This is a genomic window from Marivivens donghaensis (genome assembly GCF_030410045.1).
Classification (GTDB): Bacteria; Pseudomonadota; Alphaproteobacteria; order Rhodobacterales; family Rhodobacteraceae; genus Marivivens; species Marivivens donghaensis.
Map to the genome: position 1 here is coordinate 324,503 of NZ_JAUFRA010000004.1, position 23,030 is coordinate 347,532.

At 56.9% G+C, this 23,030-nt stretch carries 20 protein-coding genes; 7 read left to right on the forward strand and 13 right to left on the reverse strand.

The annotated features are described in order from the left end of the window. Positions 1-17: 17 nt before the first annotated feature. The gene (locus tag QWY83_RS05045; RefSeq protein WP_067548935.1) at positions 18-638 is read right to left on the reverse strand and encodes a MarC family protein; all 621 of its coding nucleotides are present in this window, start codon (positions 636-638) and stop codon (positions 18-20) included. Positions 639-744: 106 nt separating this feature from the next. After that, positions 745-2,604: an ABC-F family ATP-binding cassette domain-containing protein gene (locus tag QWY83_RS05050; protein ID WP_249946324.1), complete on the reverse strand. Its 1,860-nt coding sequence runs from the start codon at positions 2,602-2,604 to the stop codon at positions 745-747. Between the two features lie 123 nt (positions 2,605-2,727). Between QWY83_RS05050 and ndk the strand changes: the two genes are divergently transcribed. Beyond that, entirely contained in the window at positions 2,728-3,150 is a 423-nt protein-coding gene (gene ndk, locus QWY83_RS05055) for a nucleoside-diphosphate kinase (RefSeq protein ID WP_067548927.1), read from the forward strand. Positions 3,151-3,263: 113 nt separating this feature from the next. Here ndk and QWY83_RS05060 read toward each other — a convergent pair whose 3' ends face one another. Together QWY83_RS05060 and QWY83_RS05065 are read right to left on the reverse strand one after the other, a co-directional pair. Continuing rightward, the gene (locus tag QWY83_RS05060) at positions 3,264-3,584 is read right to left on the reverse strand and encodes a TfoX/Sxy family protein (RefSeq protein WP_249946323.1); all 321 of its coding nucleotides are present in this window, start codon (positions 3,582-3,584) and stop codon (positions 3,264-3,266) included. Between the two features lie 9 nt (positions 3,585-3,593). Continuing rightward, complete coding sequence (locus QWY83_RS05065) at positions 3,594-6,170, reverse strand: hybrid sensor histidine kinase/response regulator (RefSeq protein WP_249946322.1); 2,577 nt, start codon at positions 6,168-6,170, stop codon at positions 3,594-3,596. Positions 6,171-6,898: 728 nt separating this feature from the next. Between QWY83_RS05065 and urtA the strand changes: the two genes are divergently transcribed. The 5 genes from urtA (at position 6,899) to urtE (ending at position 12,862) form a co-directional block, all read left to right on the forward strand. Further along, the gene (urtA, locus tag QWY83_RS05070; RefSeq protein ID WP_435404498.1) at positions 6,899-8,188 is read left to right on the forward strand and encodes an urea ABC transporter substrate-binding protein; all 1,290 of its coding nucleotides are present in this window, start codon (positions 6,899-6,901) and stop codon (positions 8,186-8,188) included. Between the two features lie 78 nt (positions 8,189-8,266). After that, complete coding sequence (gene urtB / locus QWY83_RS05075; RefSeq protein WP_249946321.1) at positions 8,267-10,204, forward strand: urea ABC transporter permease subunit UrtB; 1,938 nt, start codon at positions 8,267-8,269, stop codon at positions 10,202-10,204. A 3-nt stretch (positions 10,205-10,207) separates the two neighbouring features. After that, positions 10,208-11,425, forward strand: a complete 1,218-nt coding sequence (urtC, locus tag QWY83_RS05080; protein ID WP_249946320.1) for an urea ABC transporter permease subunit UrtC — start codon at positions 10,208-10,210, stop codon at positions 11,423-11,425. Then, entirely contained in the window at positions 11,422-12,165 is a 744-nt protein-coding gene (urtD, locus tag QWY83_RS05085; protein ID WP_249946319.1) for an urea ABC transporter ATP-binding protein UrtD, read from the forward strand. The genes urtC and urtD overlap by 4 nt, the downstream gene beginning before the upstream one ends. 1 nt (position 12,166) lies before the next feature. Further along, positions 12,167-12,862, forward strand: coding sequence for an urea ABC transporter ATP-binding subunit UrtE (urtE, locus tag QWY83_RS05090; RefSeq protein ID WP_249946318.1), 696 nt, complete (start codon positions 12,167-12,169; stop codon positions 12,860-12,862). A 54-nt stretch (positions 12,863-12,916) separates the two neighbouring features. On the opposite strand, the gene QWY83_RS05095 is transcribed toward urtE, so the two are convergent. From QWY83_RS05095 to QWY83_RS05115, 5 genes are all read right to left on the reverse strand, one after another. After that, a complete protein-coding gene (locus tag QWY83_RS05095) occupies positions 12,917-14,287 on the reverse strand; it encodes a protein adenylyltransferase SelO (RefSeq protein WP_249946317.1) in 1,371 nt (456 codons plus the stop codon). A 36-nt stretch (positions 14,288-14,323) separates the two neighbouring features. Further along, positions 14,324-14,773 (reverse strand): GNAT family N-acetyltransferase, encoded by a 450-nt coding sequence (locus tag QWY83_RS05100; RefSeq protein ID WP_249946316.1) that lies wholly within the window; start codon positions 14,771-14,773, stop codon positions 14,324-14,326. Further along, complete coding sequence (locus QWY83_RS05105) at positions 14,770-15,711, reverse strand: nucleoside hydrolase (RefSeq protein WP_249946315.1); 942 nt, start codon at positions 15,709-15,711, stop codon at positions 14,770-14,772. Before QWY83_RS05105 ends, QWY83_RS05100 begins: the two co-directional genes overlap by 4 nt. A gap of 122 nt (positions 15,712-15,833) precedes the next feature. Further along, entirely contained in the window at positions 15,834-16,397 is a 564-nt protein-coding gene (gene ilvN, locus QWY83_RS05110; RefSeq protein ID WP_105235291.1) for an acetolactate synthase small subunit, read from the reverse strand. A 12-nt stretch (positions 16,398-16,409) separates the two neighbouring features. Next, positions 16,410-18,152: an acetolactate synthase 3 large subunit gene (locus QWY83_RS05115; RefSeq protein WP_249946314.1), complete on the reverse strand. Its 1,743-nt coding sequence runs from the start codon at positions 18,150-18,152 to the stop codon at positions 16,410-16,412. A gap of 495 nt (positions 18,153-18,647) precedes the next feature. Between QWY83_RS05115 and QWY83_RS05120 the strand changes: the two genes are divergently transcribed. Further along, the gene (locus tag QWY83_RS05120; RefSeq protein WP_249946313.1) at positions 18,648-20,489 is read left to right on the forward strand and encodes a calcium-binding protein; all 1,842 of its coding nucleotides are present in this window, start codon (positions 18,648-18,650) and stop codon (positions 20,487-20,489) included. Positions 20,490-20,525: 36 nt separating this feature from the next. Here the strand turns inward: QWY83_RS05120 and QWY83_RS05125 are convergent, their stop codons facing one another. The 4 genes from QWY83_RS05125 to QWY83_RS05140 form a co-directional block, all read right to left on the reverse strand. After that, the gene (locus QWY83_RS05125; RefSeq protein ID WP_249946312.1) at positions 20,526-21,350 is read right to left on the reverse strand and encodes an arginyltransferase; all 825 of its coding nucleotides are present in this window, start codon (positions 21,348-21,350) and stop codon (positions 20,526-20,528) included. 71 nt (positions 21,351-21,421) lie between these two features. Continuing rightward, positions 21,422-21,856, reverse strand: coding sequence for an RDD family protein (locus QWY83_RS05130; RefSeq protein ID WP_249946311.1), 435 nt, complete (start codon positions 21,854-21,856; stop codon positions 21,422-21,424). Between the two features lie 78 nt (positions 21,857-21,934). Further along, a complete protein-coding gene (locus QWY83_RS05135; RefSeq protein ID WP_249946310.1) occupies positions 21,935-22,357 on the reverse strand; it encodes a DUF2852 domain-containing protein in 423 nt (140 codons plus the stop codon). Positions 22,358-22,500: 143 nt separating this feature from the next. Further along, a complete protein-coding gene (locus QWY83_RS05140) occupies positions 22,501-22,968 on the reverse strand; it encodes a YbaK/EbsC family protein (protein WP_249946309.1) in 468 nt (155 codons plus the stop codon). Positions 22,969-23,030 lie beyond the last annotated feature (62 nt).

Below are 23,030 nucleotides of genomic sequence, written 5' to 3' on the forward strand. Positions count from 1 at the left end.
AGACCAATAGATAGGTCTTAGGGCGCCAATCCGAAAGAGCGCAATCCATCAAGAATGAACTGAATGGCCAATGCGGCCAACAGCATCCCGAGGATGCGAGTCACGACGTTCACTCCGACGCGCCCCAGAATCCGCTCTAACATGTTGGAAACAAGGAATAAGATGAAAACGATCAGCAGGACCGAAAGCATCACGCCCATCACTGCCGCAAATCCGCCGATGCCCTCTGCTTGATCCGTCAAAAGGATCATTGTCGCGATGGCCCCGGGGCCCGCGATCAGGGGGATGGCAATCGGAAAAACGGAGGGGTCATCGATATGATCCTCTGCCGCATCATCGGTGTGGCCCTGACGGCGGGTCTGACGTTTCTGGAACAACATCTCGAGCGCGGTCAGGAACAACAGAACCCCGCCCGCGATGCGGAAGGCAGGCATGGAGATCCCGACAAAGCCCAAGAGCGCCTCACCGAAGATACCAAAGCAAAACAGGATCACCGCTGCCGTAATACAGGCCCTGAGAGCAATTTTGCGGCGCAATTGCGCAGATGCCCCGTGGGTGAGCGCCACGAAAAGCGGCGTCAAACCGATAGGGTCAATAATCACGAAAAGCGTGGTGAAGGCGGCGATATAATCAGTCATAGAGCTGTTCTAACGGGTTTGATCAAATGGACAAAGGGCAAAGCTTCAAGGGCAGGGGGCGCTGCCCCCTGCACCCCCGGGATATTTTAAGCACAAAGGCAGGGGGTCAGGTCGGATTTTCGGCCTTGTCTAAGGCCTCTAGCGCGTCCATCCACATGGCCTCTGCGCGGTCGATGGCAGCATTGGCTTCAGCGTATTTGCGGTTGAGGCCCGCGAGTTTCACCGCGTTTACGTCTTCGTAAATCGACCGATCCGCGAGTTCTGAGGCAACGCGATCCCGAATTTCGTTGATCTTGTTCACGCGCTCTTCGCATTTACGCACTTCAGCCTTGAGCGCGAGGATAGTGTTGCGGTCAGCTTTTTCTGCCTTGGGCTTTTCGACAATGGGCTTTTCGGCCTTTGGCTTGTCGCTGGACAAAAGCAGTTTGCGATAGGCGTCGAGGTCGTCCTCATAAGGAGTCACTCGCCCGTCTTTGACCAGCCAGAGGCGGTCCGCCACGAGGCTCAAGAGGTGCATGTCGTGGCTGACGAGGATCACCGCGCCTGTGTAGGCGGTGAGCGCTTCGACCAGAGCCTCGCGGCTTTCGATGTCGAGGTGGTTGGTCGGCTCATCAAGGATCAAGAGATGCGGCGCGTCGAGGGTCGCCAGAAGGAGCGAAAGGCGTGCCTTCTGTCCACCAGAGAGACGGCCAACCTCGGTTTCGGCTTGGGCTGCCATGAGGCCAAACCCCGCGAGACGGGCACGCAGTTTCGGTTGCTGAACGTCAGGCATCGCCCGCGCGATATGCTGGAGCGGCGTTTCTTCGACGCGCAACTCATCAACCTGATGTTGGGCAAAGAAACCGATGCGGAGTTTGGAGGACGAGTGTTTGTCGCCTTCCATCAAGGGCAAACGATCCGAGAGCAATTTCGACAGGGTCGATTTGCCTTCGCCGTTGCGGCCCAAAAGCGCAATGCGATCGTCCTGATCGATGCGTAGGTTCAGGCGGGTCAAAATCGCGGTGCCGTCATAGCCCACAGCGCCGTTCTCAACACGGATGATCGGAGGTGAGAGAGGTTCCGGCGTTGGGAAGGTAAAGACCGTGCGGGCGGCATCCTCAGGCACACGAATGCTCTCCATCTTTTCGAGCATTTTAACGCGGGATTGCGCCTGCTTTGCCTTGCTTGCCTTCGCCTTAAAGCGGTCGACAAAGGATTGAAGGTGGGCACGCTTGGCGTCTTGCTTCTTGGCGGCTTGCATCAGCACAGCGCGCTGTTCAGCGCGTTGGCGGGCAAAGCTGTCGTAGGTGCCTGTGTAATAGGTCAGGTTCTGGCTATCGAGGTGCAGAATACCCGTGACCGAGCGGTTCAAAAGCTCGCGGTCGTGGCTGACGATCAGAACCGTATGCGGATAGCGGGTCAAATAGTTCTCGAGCCAGAGCGCACCTTCGAGGTCCAGGTAGTTGGTCGGTTCATCGAGCAAGAGCAGATCTGGTTCCGAAAAAAGAACTGCCGCTAGTGCCACGCGCATACGCCACCCGCCCGAGAAGGCAGAGCAGGGCATTTTCTGTTCGTCGTCGGTAAAGCCCAGACCCTTGAGGATGGACGAGGCGCGGGCGTCCGCGCTCCATGCGTCGATATCAGTGAGGCGGGTCTGAATGTCGGCAATACGGGACGGATCAGTTGCAGTCTCTGATTCCAACAAAAGTGCTGATCGTTCGATATCGGCGGCAAGCACCGTATCGATCAAAGAGACCTCATTTCCGGGAACCTCTTGGCTCACGCCGCCGATCTTCCAGCCTTTGGGCAGTTCGATGGTGCCTGTGTCAAGGTGCAATTCGCCCCGTATCAGTTTGAAAAGAGTGGTTTTCCCCGTCCCATTGCGGCCCACAACGCCAACTTTATGGCCTGTGGGAATGACGGCGGTGGCGTGGTCTATGAGGACCCGCCCTTCGATCGAATAACTGATGTCATCTAAACGTAGCATAGATGCGTCATTGCCTGACCTAAGAGGCGCGGTCAATCACGGCTTTTCTTGTGCGCTAACACATGTTAGGGCAGCGCCAAATCTTAACCCGCCCCTGATGGGGCCGACGCAAGTGAGGCTATCATGGCTGTAGAACGCACCCTTTCGATCATCAAACCGGACGCAACCGAGCGTAACCTGACCGGCAAAATCGTTGCTAAATTCGAAGACGCTGGACTGCGCGTTGTCGCATCCAAGCGCATCCACCTTACACCTGCTCAGGCTGGCAAATTCTACGCTGTACACGCAGAGCGTCCGTTCTACGGCGAACTGTGCGAATTCATGGCATCCGCACCGGTTGTTGTTCAGGTTCTCGAAGGCGAAGGCGCTATCCTGAAAAACCGTGAAGTCATGGGCGCAACCAACCCAGCTGACGCTGCGGCTGGCACCGTTCGCGCAGAGTTCGCGAAATCGGTCGGTGAGAACTCGGTTCACGGTTCGGATTCGCCTGAAGCTGCTGCAGAAGAAATCGCATTCTTCTTCTCAGGTCTCGAACTGGTCGGCTAATCGTCACTGTTCAGATTTGATTTACGGCAAGGCCCGCACGGTTGTGCGGGCTTTGTTCGTTTATGGGGGCGCTGCCCCCAAACCCCCGGGATATTTGCGGCACAAAGGCAGGATCAGGCGAGGCCCATATCTGACAAAAAGCGGGCGAGGTTGTTTGATGGGCCGTCTGGGGTATCAGAGGCGAGGAGTGCGTCAAAGCGGGTCCGCAAGGCGTCTTTTTCAGCGCCTTTGCAGTCGTTCCATGGGCGACCTTGGAGGGCCATGTGAAGAGCATAGTAGCCAATGAAGTGGGGGCGGGTGCCTTTGGCGATCATCCGTGCATAGGCATCATGTGCACCGAGCGCCCTTAGGGTTTCGGCATCAGGTATGCCTGCGCGGATCATGTCCGTTTCAGTCGCCGGGCCAATGCCCGAAATTGTACGAAGGGATGTCATACCTGCAGGTTACTCTGCCCGAGGTGACTCGTCATCCTGTTCCGCGCTTTGTTTGCGGAGGAACCGCATCAGTGCTGTATCGTCGAGCGGTTTGGTCATGACGGTCGACGCGCCTGCCTTTTCGAACTGACGCATGTCATCGCCAACGACAGCAGCGGTGAGGCCGATGATCGGTTTGGTAAAGCCATTGGCGCGCAGGGTGCGTGTCAGTTCATCGCCCGACATTTCGGGCATAAAGAGGTCTGTGACGACTACATCAGGCGGATCTTGGGCGATGAGGTCGAGCGCCTCGCGGCCAGAGCCAACCACCTCTACACGGCCCATGAATTTGCGAAGGCGCGCGCTGGTAACCTCGGCGACCAGAGCGTTGTCTTCTGCCAAAAGAACATACATCGAGCCAAAGTCGACCGTGTCGTCGTCCATATGGGCGACCTGACGTAGATCCTCTGCCGAGGCGAGTGGTTCAGCGATCCGAACGTGATAGCCCGCGCCGCCTTCGGGGGCGGGGAAGTAGGTCACGCTGCCACCCAAGAGCTGCGCAGTTGTCCGCACGATGTAGAGGCCAAGGCCCGAGCCGTCCGCGCGGTTGCGGGCATCTTCGCCGCCACGCTGGAACGGTTGGAAGAGGCGTTCGACTTCTTCAGCAGCGATCCCAATGCCGTTGTCCGTGATCGACCAAACCCCTGTGCGGTCGTTCAGATTATCGCCAATCGACGACCGATAGGTCACAGTAATTGCAGAGCAGCGCGAGTGAATGATCGCGTTGCGAATAAGGTTGCCGAGGATTTGTTTGATCCGAACGCTATCGGCCAAGACCATCTCGTTCGCGCCTTCGCCAAACCGAAGTCTGATCGTGATGCCGCTCGCCTGAGCCTGCATTTCGAACGTATTGCGGATCGATTCGGCAAGGTCGGCTGGGACGAACGGGACCGGGTTGATGGGCAGGTTCTTTTCTGGGTTCACGGCCTGACGCATGTCGGTCAAAACGCCGAGAAGTTGGTCCGTTGCCTCGCGCAGGCGTCTGGCGAGGTGCTCTTGGTCCGCTTCGTCGTCGTTAAGGTCGTCGATAAGCATCGAAATCACCGACGCAGGTGTCCGCAATTCGTGGCTGATGATCGAGAACATCTGCTTTTGCTGATCTTGACGGATCGACAATTCGGCCAAGGTTTCCTTGAGCGCGCGTTCCTGCAGGTGTTCGCCTGTCACATCTACCACGAGGCCATAGACGACGGGTAGGTTGTCAAAGCTGCGTTCGTACCAAAGGAACAGGCGAATAACGCGACGGTGATTGCTGCCTGGGGCCTCGCGTAGGCGGGCGAGGAGGGTCGTCGTCTCGCCCGGACGTTGGAACATCATGCGCCGCAGTTCGGTTTGTTCATGGTCGCCAAATTTCCGCATCATCGATGCAATATCGAAACTTTGCGGAACGCCTAGCATGCGCTGCGTTACGGGATCGACCGAAACCATGCGCGATGTTAGATCAACGGCAAAGACACCAACGCCCGCATAGTTCCGAACAGTATTTAGACGTCGTAGCGAGCTGACTTGTTGATCTTGCAGGTGCAGCCCATGGCTGCGTAGGCCGAGTACGAAAATGATGATGCCGAGGGCGATGACCGCGTAAACTTCTATGACAAGGTCGGATTGCGAGGTGATCGTCGGAGGCGTCACAATCGCGCCAGTCATAGATGCGTAGATCAGCATCCCCGTGGTCAGGGTCGGCACAACCAATCGGATCGGTAGAACAACAGCAAAAATCGCACAGAGCGCGATAGCGTCTAGGGCGACATGAAGTTGGACCCCATACTGTCCCAATGTGGCGAGCACACCAAAGCTCAAGACAAATGGCGTTGCCCAGAGGACATCCGATGGCCGTGGGAATTGGATCATCCCAATAAAGAAGGTGGACACGACAATGCCGCCATAGCCACAACGGATCGCTGCTTGGAGCAGGAACTCGTTATCGAGTGAAAGTGCTGCCACTGCCTCAGGGAAAGACGACGCAAAGACGCTGGTGAGCGTTGAGATTGTCGTAACCGAAACGATGGAGAACACCACACCAGTCAGAACTGAAATCGTAAGGTCGACCGTGTAGGGGGCAAGGCGGTTGTTGAGGAAGTTCAGCACCAGTCGCAACAAGAACCCGACGAGGCCACCGATAAATAAGTTCACCCCTAAACCAGCCCAGAACATGCGAGCGATACTGTCCGATGTTTCGTCAAGCGGCAGGATGTAGGTAGGTATGATTGCTTGAGCCAGATAAATGCCGATGAAGGCAAGAATTGGCCAGTATATCATACGGATGGGATAGATGAGCACTCCTAGCACCAACACGAAAAGCGCCGTGTGTGGCACAAAATAAATTGCGATTTTCGATAGATCTGTTGCCCCAGCCCCCAAAGCCAGCCCCATGACCCAAATCGATGTAAATGCGACGTAGATAAGGGTATGTCGAGACGGGTGGCTCGCAATTTTAGCGCGCAATCTGAGAAGTTGAGACCCATCCAGATCGCGAAACAGCAGGGAGTCGCGCAGGTCATCTGGCGTCTTATTGCTGGAAATCGCGAAGGTGGTTTTAAGTGCCATTGGGCCTAGGTGTCTCTTTATGGTTGTCGGTCTTCCCTAAGTTCAGGGGTATGTCATCCGGATCGGTGCTGAAACGCTGCATTGGGATAAGCTGCAGTATCCATAAGGCTAACACCCCACATGATGTGCCTCAAAACGGAAAACACCCAAGGGTTGTTCATTTATGATCGCGTCTTAAAGGCTCGCAAAGTCGCGAATGAGGTAGGGTGTCTCGGCGGCGACAGGTATTTGTCTGTTTGTTTCTGTCTGCGGCTTGTTCTGTGTCGGTGCTTTTTTCAGTTGATCGGCTGGCATGGCGACCTCGCTTTACTCAAATCCACAAGGGTGACGTTAGGTAAGTGTATACCTCAATCTTGGCAGAGATGAGGCAGTTAAGGCGTGACTAACTATGTTTTTCGGGCCATTCGCCTGTGAAGTGGATCGATTGTTGACGTTTGTTCTGATTAAAAATTAACCAAGGCACTCATTTGTGATTAAAAAGTGACCACCTGCGTTGAATTTTGATTTTCTGGATTTGATGAGAATTGTGATGTGCCGCGTTGCAGCATCTCCTCTTTCTCGGGCGACGGATAACGCCGCTCGAAATCGCCGCACGGGGACGCAATCCTGGCAGAAAACCGACCCCGCGCGACACCAGCAACAAAGCTGAGGCCTTGATATACGCGTTTTGACCCGATTTGACCACTGGTCACGGGCCGCGGATGGGTCTCAAACAGGGGACACTTTAAATGTTTAAAAAAATCATGCTGCCCGCACTTTCCTCCGCTGCTCTGATCGCAGGTGCAGGCTCCGCTCTGGCCGAATGTGCTGACCCGATCAAGGTTGGCGTGCTGCACTCCCTCTCTGGCACGATGGCCATTTCTGAAACCACTCTCAAAGACACCATGTTGATGCTGATCGCAGAGCAGAACGCAAAGGGCGGTCTGCTGGGCTGTGAAATCGAAGCCGTCGTGGTCGACCCTGCGTCCGACTGGCCGCTCTTTGCGGAAAAGGCACGTGAACTGCTGACCGTTCACGACGTGGATGTGATTTTCGGCAACTGGACCTCGGTCTCGCGTAAATCGGTTCTCCCCGTGCTTGAAGAATTGAACGGCCTGCTGTTCTACCCCGTTCAATACGAAGGCGAAGAATCCTCGCGCAACGTTTTCTACACTGGCGCTGCTCCGAACCAGCAGGCGATCCCTGCGGTTGACTACTTCCTCGAAGAGCTTGGTGTTGAGAAATTCGCGCTTCTGGGCACCGACTATGTCTACCCACGCACCACCAACAACATTCTCGAAAGCTATCTTCAGTCCAAAGGCATCGCCGCTGAAGACATCTTTGTGAACTACACCCCGTTCGGTCACTCGGACTGGGCAACCATCGTGTCGGACGTTGTCGCATTGGGCGCTGACGGTAAATCGGTTGGCGTGATTTCGACCATCAACGGCGATGCAAACATCGGCTTCTATAAAGAACTCGCAGCCCAAGGCGTCTCTGCCGAAGACATCCCAGTTGTTGCCTTCTCCGTCGGTGAAGAAGAACTCTCGGGCCTCGATACCACCAACCTCGTTGGCCACTTGGCAGCTTGGAACTACTTCATGTCGGCTGATACCGCAGAAAACGCGGCCTTCATCGACGCATGGCATGGCTTTATCGGTGACGATGCGCGCGTGACGAACGACCCGATGGAAGCGCACTACATCGGCTTTAACATGTGGGTGAACGCAGTAACCGCGGCAGGCACCACCGACGTTGACACCATCATCGAAGCGCTTCCGGGCCAAGAGTTCACCAACCTGACAGGCGGAACTGCTGTCATGTTGCCGAACCACCACCTGACCAAACCAGTTCTGATCGGTGAAATTCAGGCGGACGGCCAGTTCGACATCATCAGCCAAACCACCGAAGTGGCTGGTGACGCATGGACCGACTTCCTGCCGGAATCCGCTGTTCTGGAATCCGACTGGATCGACCTGAAATGCGGTATGTATAACACCGAAACTCAGACCTGCGTTCAGTTGACCTCGAACTACTAAGGTTTTGAAATTTGGGGTGGGGGCGCGTCCTCCACCCCGAACCTTCCCTCCCCAGACTACCCCATAAGGAACGCGCTGATGCTTCGCGCCGTTGTGATGGCTCTGTCCATCTTCTTTTTGGCTGCTGCCGCTGCCGCTCAGGACCTACAGTCTGTCCTCCAAACCTATTCCGATGACATTGCCAAACCGTCTCGCCGCACAGTGGATCAAGCGATTACCGCGTTGATCGACAGCGATCTGCCCGAAGTGCCCGCGTTTCTTCAGGCGTGGCAGGAAAAGAACGTTTGGCAGAACGAAGAGACTGGCCTGTTTTACTATGTCGAAGGCTCTGATCCGATCACGTTGATCGACCTTTCAACGGGTGAAGCCGTAGGCACTGCGCCCAAATCTGTCATGGCGCAGATCAAACCGAACGCAGGTGTGCGTGGTGTGATCGGCTCTGCCTTGGTTCAATATCAACTGCTCGATCCTGAATATGATCGTCGTGCCGCTGCATTGGATGCGATCAGCCGCGATGGCTCTGCCGAACAGCTTGCGCCTCTTGCCGCGTCGATCGCCGATGAGCCTGACACTGGTTTGCAGGCCCGCAAAGAACGTCTGTTGATGATGCTTACCGCTCGCTTTGCTCCGTTGAGCGAGGATCGTGTTGCGGCGATTGAGGCGCTATCGTCCGATGTGAGCGTCGACGTTCGCGCCGTGATGAACCAAACGCTGACTACGACCACGGGTGTTGCGGCCGCGTTGCCCGAAGGCGCAAACATCGCCGCAATCCGCGAGGTCGGCCCTGATTTCGATGTGAATACCGCCTATGCAGAGCTTGCCGCCGCTGGACTGGCGCAGCCCACAGTGACCGAAGACGACCTGAAATCCGCCCTGATCGCGAATATCGTGGATGACCAGATCGCCGGTGTGCCAGTTGCGGCCATGTCTGATCCTGCAGAGCGCGTTCGTGCCTATCAGGGGCTAGTCGATACGGGGCTTGCCGCGCCTTTCGTCCCGATGGCTGATCGCGAAGCTGCCGTTGCGGCTCATGTGTTCTACACCCAATACGATGAGGCGGATCAGTTCGTCACCGATGCCGCCGCTGCTGCAATCAAACAGATCGAGCTAAAGGTGGGTGCCATGCAGACTGCTGACCTCGCGCTCGATGCGATCTCTTTGGCGTCAATATATTTCCTAGCTGCGATTGGCCTTGCTGTGACGTTCGGTGTGATGGGCGTGATCAATATGGCCCATGGAGAGTTCATCATGATGGGCGCCTATACGGGCTACGTGATCCAGCAGGTGATCCCTGATTACACCGTGTCGATTATCGTCGCACTTCCCGTTGCCTTTATCGTCACGTTTGCGGCCGGCGTCGCGATGGAGCGGTTAGTCATTCGCCACCTCTACAAACGCCCGCTGGAAACGCTCCTCGCGACATTTGGTATTTCTATTGCGCTGCAACAAATCGCAAAGAACATCTTTGGCACGCAGGCCCGCCCGCTGACCTCGCCGTCGTGGTTGGACGGTGCGCTGGTGTTCAACGACGTGGTGGCGATCAGCTACATCCGCATCGCGATTTTTGTGCTCGCCGTGATGTTCCTCTGCCTGATCTTGTTTATCCTGAAAAAGACCCGTCTGGGGCTAGAGGTCCGCGCAGTGACCCAGAACCCAGGGATGGCAGCTTCGATGGGCATTAACCCAGATCGCATCAATATGCTCACCTTCGGGCTTGGCTCAGGGATTGCGGGGATCGCAGGCGTTGCCATCGGCCTCTACGCCAAAGTCACGTCTGAAATGGGCGCCGACTACATCGTTCAGTCCTTCATGACCGTTGTGGTCGGTGGCGTCGGGAACGTCTGGGGCACGCTTGCAGGGGCATCGCTGATTGGCTTCTTGCAAAAAGGGATCGAGTTCCTCAACCCGTCGAACACGCTCGCCGCGCAGACCTACATGATCCTCTTTATCATCATTTTCATCCAATTCCGTCCCAAAGGCATCGTCGCCCTAAAGGGCCGTGCGGCAGGGAACTGAGCCATGACAAAATCATTCCTTGCAACAAATCGTTCGGTCCTTGTGTTCCTCTTGGTCCTGTCACTTTTCACCCTCGCGGTGACCGTGATGGCAGAGGCAACGGGCTATGGCCTGATCTCGACATCCTTCGTGAAAACACTGGGCAAAACGCTCTGCCTCTGTCTGATCGCCATCGCGATGGATGTGGTCTGGGGCTATTGCGGCATCCTCAGCCTCGGTCACTTTGCGTTCTTTGGTATCGGGGGATACGCGATTGGCATGTGGCTCATGTATGCCCGCACCGAAGAAATCGTCGCGGGGTCTCTGGCGAACCAACCGCTCCCTGCAACGCCGCAAGAGGTCTCTGACGCCATCGGCACTCAGATTTTCGGCGTCGTTGGCAGCAGCGATTTCCCTCTGATCTGGAGCTTTGCGCATTCGCTACCGCTCCAGCTTTTGGCGATCCTGATCGTTCCCGGATTGCTTGCACTTGTCTTTGGCTGGCTAGCCTTCCGCAGCCGCGTTACAGGCGTCTATCTCTCCATCCTGACCCAAGCGATGACCCTCGCGCTGTCGCTCTATCTGTTCCAAAACGACAGCGGTTTGCGCGGGAATAACGGCCTCTCGGGTCTGCAAAACATTCCCGGTGTTTCCGCATCCCAAGACGACGTGTCGATCTGGTTCTTTTGGGCTTCAGCGGTCGCGCTTGGCCTCGGTTATCTCCTCTTTGCCTTTGTCACATCAGGCAAAATGGGCAGCGTCATTCGGGCCATTCGGGATGATGAAGCGCGTGTGAGGTTTCTTGGGTATCACGTTGAATCGTATAAATTATTCGTCTTTACGATCACGGCGATGGTCGCGGGCATTGCTGGCGCCCTCTATTACCCGCAAGCAGGCATCATTAACCCCGCAGAAATCGCACCGATTGCGTCCATCTACCTCGCGGTTTGGGTGGCGATTGGTGGGCGCGGACGGCTTTATGGTGCTGTGATCGGCGCAACGCTCGTCTCGCTCTTGTCGTCGTGGTTCACTGGCGGCAGCGCACCTGCGATCAACCTCGGTTTCTACAAAATCGTCTGGACCGACTGGTGGCTCGTCCTGCTGGGCCTGTCCTTTGTCGTGGTCACGCTGTTCTTCCCCCAAGGTATCGGCGGTCTGTTCGATTTCGTCGCGGTCAAACGCAACTCTGACTATGGCCCATCCGAGGGGGCATGGCGCGCAGAAGAAGGAAAGCCGGAATGAGCAAACGTCTCCTCGAAGTTTCGGGCGTTTCGGTCACCTTTGACGGATTTCGCGCGATCAATAACCTTTCCATCGCGATTGCAGAGCCTGAATTGCGGGCGGTGATCGGGCCGAATGGGGCGGGTAAAACCACCTTTATGGACATCATCACAGGCAAGACCAAACCCGACGAGGGCAAGGTCATCTGGGGCGAAAAATCCATCAGCCTCTTAGGCATGAGCGAAAGCCAGATCGCCCGCGCGGGCATCGGTCGTAAGTTCCAAAAGCCGACGGTGTTTGAAGCGCAGACCGTTCGCGAAAACCTCGCGATGGCGCTGAAAAACAAACGCGGACCGTTTGATGTGCTGTTCTATCGCAAGACGGCAAATGGGGCTGCGCGGATCGAAGCGCTCGCCGCAGAAATCGGGCTGAGTGATCAGCTAACCCGTGTTGCAGGAGAGCTGTCACACGGTCAAAAGCAATGGTTGGAAATCGGGATGCTCTTGGCCCAAGATCCACGTTTGCTCTTGGTCGATGAACCCGCGGCAGGGATGACGCCTGCGGAGCGGGAACAAACGACCGACCTCCTTGTTCGGGCGGCGAAGACCCGCGCCGTTGTGGTTGTCGAACATGATATGGAGTTCGTGCGCCGCCTGAACTGCAAGGTCACCGTGCTGCACGAAGGATCGGTTTTGGCCGAAGGCTCGCTCGATCACGTGACCCAAAACCCTGACGTGATTGAAGTTTATCTGGGACGCTAAGATGCTCGAAATTGAAAATCTCACACTGAAATACGGGCAGAGCCAGATTTTGAACGGCATCACCATGACCGCAAAGCCGGGGCAGGTGACAGCGGTCATGGGGACCAATGGCGTTGGAAAAACCTCGCTCCTCAAGGCGATTGCTGGGCGTCATCCCTATGACAAAGGCACTATTCGGTTAGACGGAAAAGACCTGCCGCATCTGACCGCATTTGGTGCCGCACGGGCAGGGATCGCCTATGTCCCGCAGGGCCGCGAAGTTTTCCCGCTGATGACCGTGCAGGAAAATCTGGAAAGCGGGTTTGCCTGCCTTGATCGGTCTGAACGCGGCGTGCCCGATAAGATTTTTCAGCTTTTCCCGATCCTCAAAGAGTTCCTGCATCGACGAGGCGGCGACCTCTCTGGCGGGCAGCAACAGCAGTTGGCAATCGCGCGTGCACTGATCACACGACCTCGCGTGTTGCTCTTGGACGAGCCAACCGAAGGCATTCAGCCCAATATCATTCAGCAGATCGGCCGCGTGATTGCACAGTTGCGCGATGAGGGCGAGATTGCAGTGGTTCTGGTCGAACAGTATTTCGACTTCGCCTTTAACCTCGCGGACGAATTCTATGCGCTCAACCGTGGCGATGTCGTGCTGAACGAGGGGAAAGCGAGTTTGGCGCGGAAGCAGTTGCTGGCGGCGGTCTCGATTTGATGCGCTGGGGGCGCTGCCCCCAAACCCCCGGGATATTTGGGGCACAAAGGAGCCTTAGGTGCCGCAGAAGGTGGCCGTGACCCGTTCATGCGGTTCGGGGGCACGAGCGAAATCGGGGTTTTCAGTGAAAGGTGCGGTGACGGCAGCGAGCATCGCGTCAAAGGGCGCGCGGTTGCCCTCTGTTGCTTCGCGAATGACTTCTTCGATGCGGTGGAGGCGTGGGATGACCTGCGGGTTCGTTTGCGCGGCGAGGGCGAGGTCGGGTTTTGTTGCGCGCCAATCGGTGCGCCAATCGGCATAGTCCTTATGGTCGAGTGGCTCGTCGAGGTTGGCGAAAGTGAGGGTGAAGTCCGCGCCCGTATCCTCCATCATTTTGAGGAACCGTTGGGCGAGGGGTTCTGCCTGATCCGATGCGGTAAGGCCGAGTTTCGGGGCGAAATGGCGAATCCATGCGCTGCGGTAGAGGCCAGCGAAGTTGCCCATCATAGCGTTCAAACGCTCGACAGTGGCGTCTTGATCGGGGGCCATGGGGACGAGGCTCGATGCGAATTGGGCGATGTTCCAGATCGCGATATGCGGCTGGTTGGCATAGGCATAGCGCCCCATGCGGTCGATGGACGAGAGCACTGTCGCGGGGTGGTAGGCGTCCATAAACGTGCAAGGACCGTAGTCGATGGTTTCGCCAGATACGGTCATATTGTCGGTATTCATCACCCCATGGATAAAGCCGAGCGCCGCCCAGCGGGCGATGAGGTCCGCCTGACGCTCCATCATTTGGGCGACGACATCCTCGACGGTTTCGGCGGTGGGGAAATGGCGGGCAAGGGTGTGATCGTAGAGTGCGCGTAACGCCTGTTCGTCGCCGCGAAAGGCTTGGAGCTGGAAGGTGCCAACGCGGATATGGCTAGAGGCGACGCGGGTGAGGATCGCGCCGGGGACGGGGCCTTCGCGGAGGATTTGTTCGCCTGTGGTCACAGCGGCCAGAGCGCGGGTGGTCGGCACGCCAAGCGCGTTCATTGCCTCTGACACAAGATATTCGCGGATCACAGGGCCGAGGCCAGCGCGGCCATCGCCAGCGCGGGAATAGGGGCTGCGGCCTGATCCTTTGAGTTGGAGGTCAAAGCGACCTTTGTCGCAGATAACCTCGCCCAAGAGGAGGGCGCGACCGTCACCAAGCCCTGGGTTCCATTGGCCGAATTGGTGGCCGCCGTAGGCTTGGGCGATCGGGTCGGCACCATCGGGCACCGTGTTGCCCGCAAAGACATCGACGTTGGCGCGGAGGGCTTTGGGGTCGGCGCCAAGATCGCGGGCGAGCGCGTCGTTCAGGGCAAAGAACTGAGGCGCACGAACGGGTGTCGCGGTTTGGCGGGTGTAAAGCTGCGCGGGGAGCCGTGTGTAGCTGTTATCAAAGGCGAAAAGTTGCATGATATCTATATGGGGCGCGGGGCTGCGATAACCAGATCAGAGCGTATCGGTCAGCACCAACAGCCCGTCGCGCTGGCGGAAACCAACCCGTTCGCAAAAGGCGATCAGCGATGGATCTGGCGAAGGAAGACGAGCATGCAGGGCTTTGACGCCACCTTGACCCAAGGCCACCGCGACGGAATGGAGCACCTCGGTTCCGATGCCACGGCGGCGCACGGACTGACGAATAAACGTCTCATCGACCCAACCTTCCATCCCGCCTAGAGCAATCGACCAACCGAACGTGACCAGCACATAGCCTAAGGGCGCACGTTGCGGTCCGATGAGCCAGATCGCACCGTGGGGCGACCCGTTCAGCAATGGGGTGATGGCGCGGCGGCGGCCTTCGTCATCGGATGGGATACCGATTTCGGCATGGTTGCGTTCGACGAGCGAAAGCACACGGTCGAGCGCGTCGGGACCCGCGAGCGTGATCGAGGTGGTCATAGGCGTGAAATCCGATCTGTCAACAGACGGTAGAAGCCTTCGGCGTGAAGATCACCGATGAACAACGCATTGGGTTTGCGTCCTGTCACGCGCCACCAATCAGCCACGGTCATGCCGAGTGTCAATTCGGACTGTGTTTCAATCTCTACGTTGATGTAACGGCCAGAAAACAGATGCGGATCAATCAGATAGGCGATGGTGCAGGGGTCGTGGAGGGGCGCACCTTCGGAGCCGTATTTCTCCATATCGAAGCGTTCAAAGAAGTCGGTCCATTCCGCAACCATCGTGCCAACATGGGTGCCCATATTGCGGAAGGCATCGATGCGGGATTTCGTGGTCAGCGCCTTATGCGTCACGTCCAAAGGCATGACGACGAGGGGGACGCCCGATTGAAACACGATCTGGGCGGCTTCGGGGTCGACGTAGATGTTGAACTCTGCGGCGGGGGTGATGTTGCCGACCTCAAAATAGGCACCGCCCATGAGGACGATTTCCTGCACGCGCGGGATGATATCAGGGGCGCGTTCAAAAGCGGTCGCGATATTCGTTAGTGGTCCGATAGGGCAGAGTGTGACCGTGCCCTCGGGTTCATTGCGCAGGGTTTCGATAATGAAATCAACGGCGTGCTGGTCCTGTAGTGGCATAGTCGGATCAGGCAATTGCGGACCGTCGAGTCCCGTTTTGCCGTGCACGTGTTCTGCAGTGACCAGTTTGCGTTTCATCGGTGCATCGCAGCCTGCATAGACCTTAACGTTGGGACGACCTGCGAGTTCACAGACGATCCGCGCGTTTTTTTGCGTGAGGGGCAGGGGCACATTGCCTGCAACGGCGGTTATTCCGAGTAGGTCGATGTCATCAGGGCTGCCAAGGGCCAAAAGAATGGCGACTGCGTCGTCTTGGCCGGGGTCGGTGTCGATGATGATTTTACGGGGTGCCATGACTGCCTCTTGTTCGCGTATTGCGGGCACAGTGCAGGGGCTTTGCCGTAGGTTCAAGCAGAAAGGACGCGTCGTCCCCCAGCGTCAAAAAAGGGCGGGATGTGATCCCGCCCTTTCTGAATTTAGTGATCGCCGCGCGAGAGGGCCGCAACGCCCGTGCGGGCCACCTCGACCAGACCCAAGGGACGCATCAGGTCAGCAAAGGCGTCGATTTTCTCGGGCGTGCCAGTGAGTTCGAACACAAAGCTCTGCAGGGTTGTGTCGACCACGCTGGCGCGGAAGATATCGGCAAGTCGGAGCGCCTCAACACGCTGCTCGCCTTTGCCAGCGACCTTAAAGAGGCCCAGTTCACGCTCAACGCTCGGTCCCTCGGCGGTGAGGTCATGAACCTCGAGCACGGGAATGATGCGGCCCAGTTGGGCTTTGATCTGAACGATCACCTGCGGGGTGCCAGAGGTGACGATGGTGATGCGCGACTTGTGACCTTCGTGGTCGACTTCGGCCACGGTGAGGCTTTCTATGTTGTAGCCGCGACCCGAAAACAGGCCGATCACACGGGCGAGGACGCCCGGTTCGTTCATCACAGTGACCGCAAGGGTATGGCGTTCAACGGTGTCGCCATAGGTCGAGCGTAGGTCATAAGCCGAGTGAGAGGAGGAGCCTTTTTTGATCCGTAGTGCAGACATCTTTAGTCCTCCTTAAACTAGGGTTGCGCCGCTGGCGAATGCCGCAGCATCTGCAGCAAGCAGCATTTCGTTGTGCGGTTTGCCCGACGGGATCATCGGGAAGCAGTTCTCGTGTTTCTCAACAAGGCAGTCAAAGATCACAGGACCGTCGTGTTTGATCATCTCCATGATCGCGTCGTCGAGGTCAGCGGGGTCTTTGCAGATGATGCCTTTGGCGCCGAACGCTTCGGCGAGTTTCACGAAGTCGGGCAGGGATTCAGACCACGACGACGAATAGCGTTCGCCGTGCAGCAGTTCTTGCCACTGACGGACCATGCCGAGGCGTTCATTGTTGAGAATGAACTGCTTCACAGGCAGGCGATACTGCATCGCGGTGCCCATTTCTTGCATGTTCATCAGCCACGACGCTTCGCCCGCGACGTTGATAACGAGAGCATCGCGGTGTGCCATCTGAACGCCGATAGACGCAGGGAAACCGTAGCCCATTGTGCCCAGACCGCCCGAGGTCATCCAACGGTTCGGATCTTCAAAGCCGAGGAACTGTGCGGCCCACATCTGGTGCTGGCCAACCTCGGTCGTGATGTAACGATCCATGCCTTTGGTCAGTTCTTCGAGACGTTGCAGCGCGTATTGCGGTTTGATCGTCTTTTCAGAGCCCGTGTAGGCGAGGCAGTCAATTTTGCGCCATTCGTTGATCTGGGTCCACCATTTCGCCAGACCTTCTTTTTCGGTCACGCGGCCACGGGATTTCCAGACTTTCAGGATGTCCTCAAGGACATGCGCAACATCGCCAACGATGCCGAGGTCGACGTGGATGACCTTGTTGATCGAGGACGGATCGATATCGATGTGAACCTTCTTCGACTTTGGCGAGAAAGCATCAATGCGGCCCGTGATACGGTCGTCGAAACGTGCGCCGATGTTGATCATCAGATCACAGTCGTGCATCGCCATGTTGGCTTCATAAAGGCCGTGCATACCCAGCATACCGAGCCATTTGTCGCCAGACGCAGGATAAGCGCCCAGACCCATCAGGGTCGAGGTGATCGGGAAGCCGGTTGCTTCGACCAACTCGCGCAGCAGTTGGGAGGCCGCAGGGCCAGAGTTGATGACGCCGCCGCCTGTATAAAAGATCGGGCGTTTGGATTTCTCCATCAGCTTCACGAGGTCATTGATGCCCTCGATGGAACCCTTAACCTGTGGTTGGTAGTGTGATTTGCGTTTGGTCTTTTCGGTGTATTCGGCGGTCGCGAATTGAACATCTTTCGGGATGTCGATCAGAACTGGACCCGGACGACCCGACGCCGCGATGTGGAACGCCTCGTGGATGGTGCCAGACAGCTGAGCGGTGTCTTTGACCAGCCAGTTGTGTTTGGTGCAGGGGCGGGTGATGCCAACGGTGTCGGCCTCTTGGAACGCATCCGAACCAATCATAAAGGTCGGAACCTGACCCGAGAAAACAACGATCGGGATCGAGTCCATCAGCGCATCGGTCAGACCGGTGACAGCGTTCGTCGCACCTGGACCAGAGGTTACGAGAGCAACGCCCACCTTACCGGTCGAGCGCGCATACCCTTCGGCGGCGTGGATCGCAGCCTGTTCGTGACGGACCAGAACGTGGGTGATGTCGCTCTGTTGGAAAATTTCGTCATAGATCGGTAGCACGGCGCCGCCGGGGTAACCGAATATCGTGTCCACACCCTGATCTTTCAGAGCTTGAACAACCATTTTAGCGCCGGTCATCTGACGAGACATCTTCGTTCTTCCTTATCCTGCGTCGTCGTTACTTTTAACGTCGTTTTCATACAAAAAAGCCCCCGAGATTTTCGGGGGCGCATGGGGAACCGTTATGGTAAAACCGTTACCGGCCCATGCGCCATTTTCCCACCACTACTAGAAGGTTTTTCATCCCTCGGGCCTTTCGATTGCGTGCGCGAACCTTATGCACGCCGGAAAAGCGAGGTCAACCTGTCTGATAGAGAAAATGTCGTGAGGCGGGCATTTTTCGCAACTTTCTTTCAATTTGTCGCGGGTGGGGTCGAATCGATAAGGGACCGCTTGGGGCGATTAACTGGTTAACGGGCCGTTAAATCGCAGGGCTTTGGGCGAGATTGTTTCTCAGTTCAGGCCAATCCGAGTTATTCACATGATTTGTGAGGGCGGCAGAGCCACCGCATTAGGAATTTCTTTACGATTGTGTCGAAAATGAGGCATGGTCCCTATGGTTGTTTAATCGTGGGGGATTTTAGAATGACTTTGATTAATGATCTGATTGCTGCACGTCAGGCCGTTACCGCAGTTGGTGTAACCTATTTGGTCCCAGCGGTTGATATTGGAAACGCGGCAGGGACGAGCGTTTTTATCTGGGAGGAACCATCGCTTGCGACCGATGGGGCGACAGATTTGTTCGTTGCGCTGGTCGATGGCGATGACAACGTCATCCCGCAAGGCACCCAAGAGATCGTCGGCATTGGGCCGACCCAAACGGGCGATACGCTCTATGTCTATTCCGACACTGGCGTTGTGACGGTCGAATATGACTCGACCGATGGTCTGGTGAAATTGGAACTGACCGTCGATGGCGAAGACCTAACGGATATCGCCGTCACCCCGATTGATGACTTTAGCGTCAACGTTGATGCGGACCTCGCGGTTTTCAATGGCACCGAAGACGGTGAAACGATCAATGGCAGCGCGGTTGCCGATCAGATCAACGGATATGGCGGTAATGACGACCTGCGCGGCTTTAATGGCGATGATGTGATCGACGCGGGCGCGGGGGCTGACACGGTGCGCGGTGGCACGGGCGATGATTTCGTCTCGGGTGGTGTGGGCAACGATATTATCTATGGCCAAGGCGGCAATGACGAACTGAACGGAAACAACGGTCAAGATTCGATCTACGGCGGGTTCGGTGATGATAAGGTCTTTGGCGGCGAAGGCGGCGACCTGCTCAAGGGTGGCGCTGGCAACGATATCATGCGCGGCGGTGCTGGGGCGGATAACGTCTCGGGCGGGGCTGGCAACGATACGATCAATGGCAACCTTGGCAATGACGCGCTCTATGGTGGTCGCGGCGACGATACGGTCAGCGGCGGCACGGGCGACGACAGCATTTGGGGTGCCATGGGCAAGGACGTGCTCTACGGTGATGCTGGTGATGATGTGGTCCTCGGTAATTCGGGCGACGATTTGATCTATGGCGGTGACGGTGACGACAAACTGCACGGTGGTGCGGATGATGACACCATCAACGGCGGCAATGGCAGCGATGTTGTGACGGGCGGCGCGGGCAATGATGTGATCGACACTTCGGGCAATCTGGCGACCGAGGTCGTGGTTGCCGATATCGCCCTTGGTACTGTGAGCGGCACGCCAGACATGGCCTATGAAGGTGTGTTCACCGCAGACACCGATCCAACAGACGATATGGATACGGTCTGGGGCGGCAACGGCGCTGACACGATCATCACCGGCGATGACGCGGACCAAGTTTGGGGCGGCAAGGGTGATGACAGCATTGACGGCGGCTTTGACAACGACACGCTCTACGGCAACTTTGGTAAGGACATGATCATCGGTGGTGAAGGGTCGGACTATATCAACGGCGGCTCTGGCGACGACGTGATCTATGGCGGCCAAGGCCCTGATGAGGTGCAAATCCTCGACATCGCTGATGTAGGCGAAACACCTGATCTGGCCCCCGACAACGATGACGACGACATTTATGGCGGTGGCGGCAACGATACCATCTACGGTGGCGATGACAGCGATACGATCCACGGCGGGGTCGGTGACGACTTTATCCAAGGTGGCATTGACGACGACGCGCTGTTTGGTGATGCGGGCAATGACATCTTTGACTTTGCGGATGGTGACGGGTCCGACGTGATCGGCGACTTTACCATCGGTGAGGATAAGGTGCAGATCCTTGGCGGCTCGTTCGGCGACCTTATGCTGTCCCAAGACGAAAGCGCCGCGATCATTGAATACGGCGACCTGATGATCCGTATGGAAAACATGAATGCAGACGATCTGACGGCGTCGGACTTCTTGTTCGGGGATATCCTAGAGCCGATTGCGGTCGGTTAATCTAGGCGCCAGTCAAACTAAAAGAGCGGTGCGCGATCAGCGCACCGTTTTGCTATCGGGCAGTTGGATGCGCGAAACTTGTTCCGCAATCGGATCGATCGAGAGCGGATGGGTCGTTGCCTCGTAATCGTCGGGATTGCCGATGTCCTGCCATGCGCCCTGATAAAAAATCTCGAGCGCGGAATAGTTCGATTTATAGCCCATCTTAGGGCTGCCAGGCACCCAATAGCCCAAGTAGACATAAGGAAGACCCATTTCGCGGGCGATTTCGATATGATCAAGCACGAGGTAGGTGCCGAGCGATTGGCGCTCTAGCTCTGGGTCAAAGAAGGAATAAACCATGCTCAACCCGTCATCGAGGATGTCGGTCAGGCAGACGGCGCGCAGGGCGCGATCTTCGTCTGTGACATCGGTATATTCAATGAGCCGCGTGCGGATCGGCGTTTCCTCGACCATGGCGGCAAATTCAAAGAGGTCCATGTCCGCCATGCCGCCCGTCGCGTGACGACTGTCGAGGTAGGTGCGGAACAGATCGAACTGTTCCTCAGTTGCCCAAGGGCTGGTCGCACGGCGGGCGAGGGCGCGGTTGCGTTTGATCACGCGTCGCTGACTTTTGGATGGTGCAAAATCCGCAACCCTGATGCGGGCGGACATACAGGCCGAACAGTCGGAGCAGGATGGGCGGTAGAGCACGTTTTGCGACCGACGAAAGCCCTGTTTGGACAGTGCATCGTTGAGCTTTGTCGCGCCGTCGCCCTGAAGTGCAGTGAACAGCTTCCGCTCCATCCGTCCGTCGAGATACGGACAGGGCTGCGGGGCCGTCACATAAAACTGGGGCGCTATCGGGAGCGTGTGGCGCATTAATACTCGGATCGCAAAGAATTTGCGCGAGGTTAGCAACCTCGCGCTGTTTGTCCAAGTCTCTACGACGACTAAAGCATTCTGTTTATAGCGGCAGTGCCTAGAATGTGATCCGTCAGACCTTGGTTCCGTTCAGAGAGGAGCATCATCAGCACCGAAACGAGCTGCAGTGGGAAGACTGCGATCGAGACGGTATAGCCAATGGTGTGCCAAAACGCGGTGCGACTGTCCAAGCGGTGGCCGTCGCTGTCACGCAATTCGACGCCCATCATCCGCATCCCCCACGTCGCGCCCGCGCCTGACAGGGTTGACCAGCGATAGATGAACCCCACCACAAACAAAAACACAGGGAAAAAGAACAGGGCGGTGAAAGCCGTAAAGGGGATCAGAACGATTGCCGTGCCGAGGATCAGTGCCGTGTCGATCACCCACGCAATCGCGCGCTTGGCGGTGACACCGTCGTAGAAATCGGCGCGCATCTGAGGATCAGGAAGGCCGTAGGTCATTGTATCGCTTTCATGGTCAGAGGGTGGGTGGCCGAGGGGAGCGGCCACCCGAGGGTAATTGGATTAGACGGTTTCGTCTTATTCTTTGGGCGCACGAGCGGCACGCGCACGGTCATCCATGAATTGATCGAATTCCGATTTGTCTTTGGCTTCGCGCAGACGCTCAAGGAAGGCCTCAAAGTCCTGCTGTTCCTGTTCAAGGCGGCGCAGCGTTTCGTTTTTGTAAGCGTCGAACGCGGAGTTGCCAGAGGTGCGGTAGGCCGCGTGCGAACCAAAGGGAGAGTGTGCCTTGCGGCGGTTAGAACATTTTCCACTGAACATGCGTTTGCTCCAGATCATATATGCAAGAAGGGCGAGGCCGACCGGCCAGAAAAAGATAAAGCCAAGGACCATAGCGGCGATCCAAGCGCCTTTGCCGCGTTCGTCGAGCCAAGTTTCGGCCCGCGTGAACCAGCCACCTTTCGGTGCGGTCGGGTGAGGGGTCGTAAAGGTATCAGACATTGAAGGGCTCCGTTTCGGGGGTGATGTTAATCCGTTTCACATCACCGATATCGGAATGCCCAACCCCACCTTCAAGGGTCTATGTTAAAGATTTTCACATTTATTTCTGGTTGTGCGATTAAGGGATTGATCCCGTTCAGAAATTATTTCGTGAAATCGGCAGAATTTGCGCCTGTGATCCGCAAAAGATCGACAGGGGCGATGGGAAAGATATGGCGCGGGGTGCCCGCTGCGGCCCAGATTTCGGTGAATTCAGACAGGCGCGGATCGAAAAACGCACGGATCGGGTTCAGGTGGCCGACAGGGGACACACCGCCAATGGCAAAGCCTGTCTGCGCCCGCACGAGGTTTGCATCGGCACGGCCCAAAGGTTCGCCTGCTAGTGCGGTGGCCTTTTCCGCGCAGACTTGGTTCCCGCCCGCGGTCAAAAATAGGATCGCCTCGCCTGAGGTTTCGCCCTGAAAGATGATCGATTTGGCAATTTGGTCGATGGTGTAGCCAGCGGCCTCTGCAGCTTGGGCGGCGGTGCGAGCTTCGCCCAATTCGACGGGCGTGATGTCGAGACCCGCGTCATGGAGCGCTTTGGTCACACGTTTCAGGCTCTTGCTCATCACTTTCTCCGCTTTGCGTCTGATCAAGGCAGTTGAATGGGGAATTGACGAAAATTCAATGG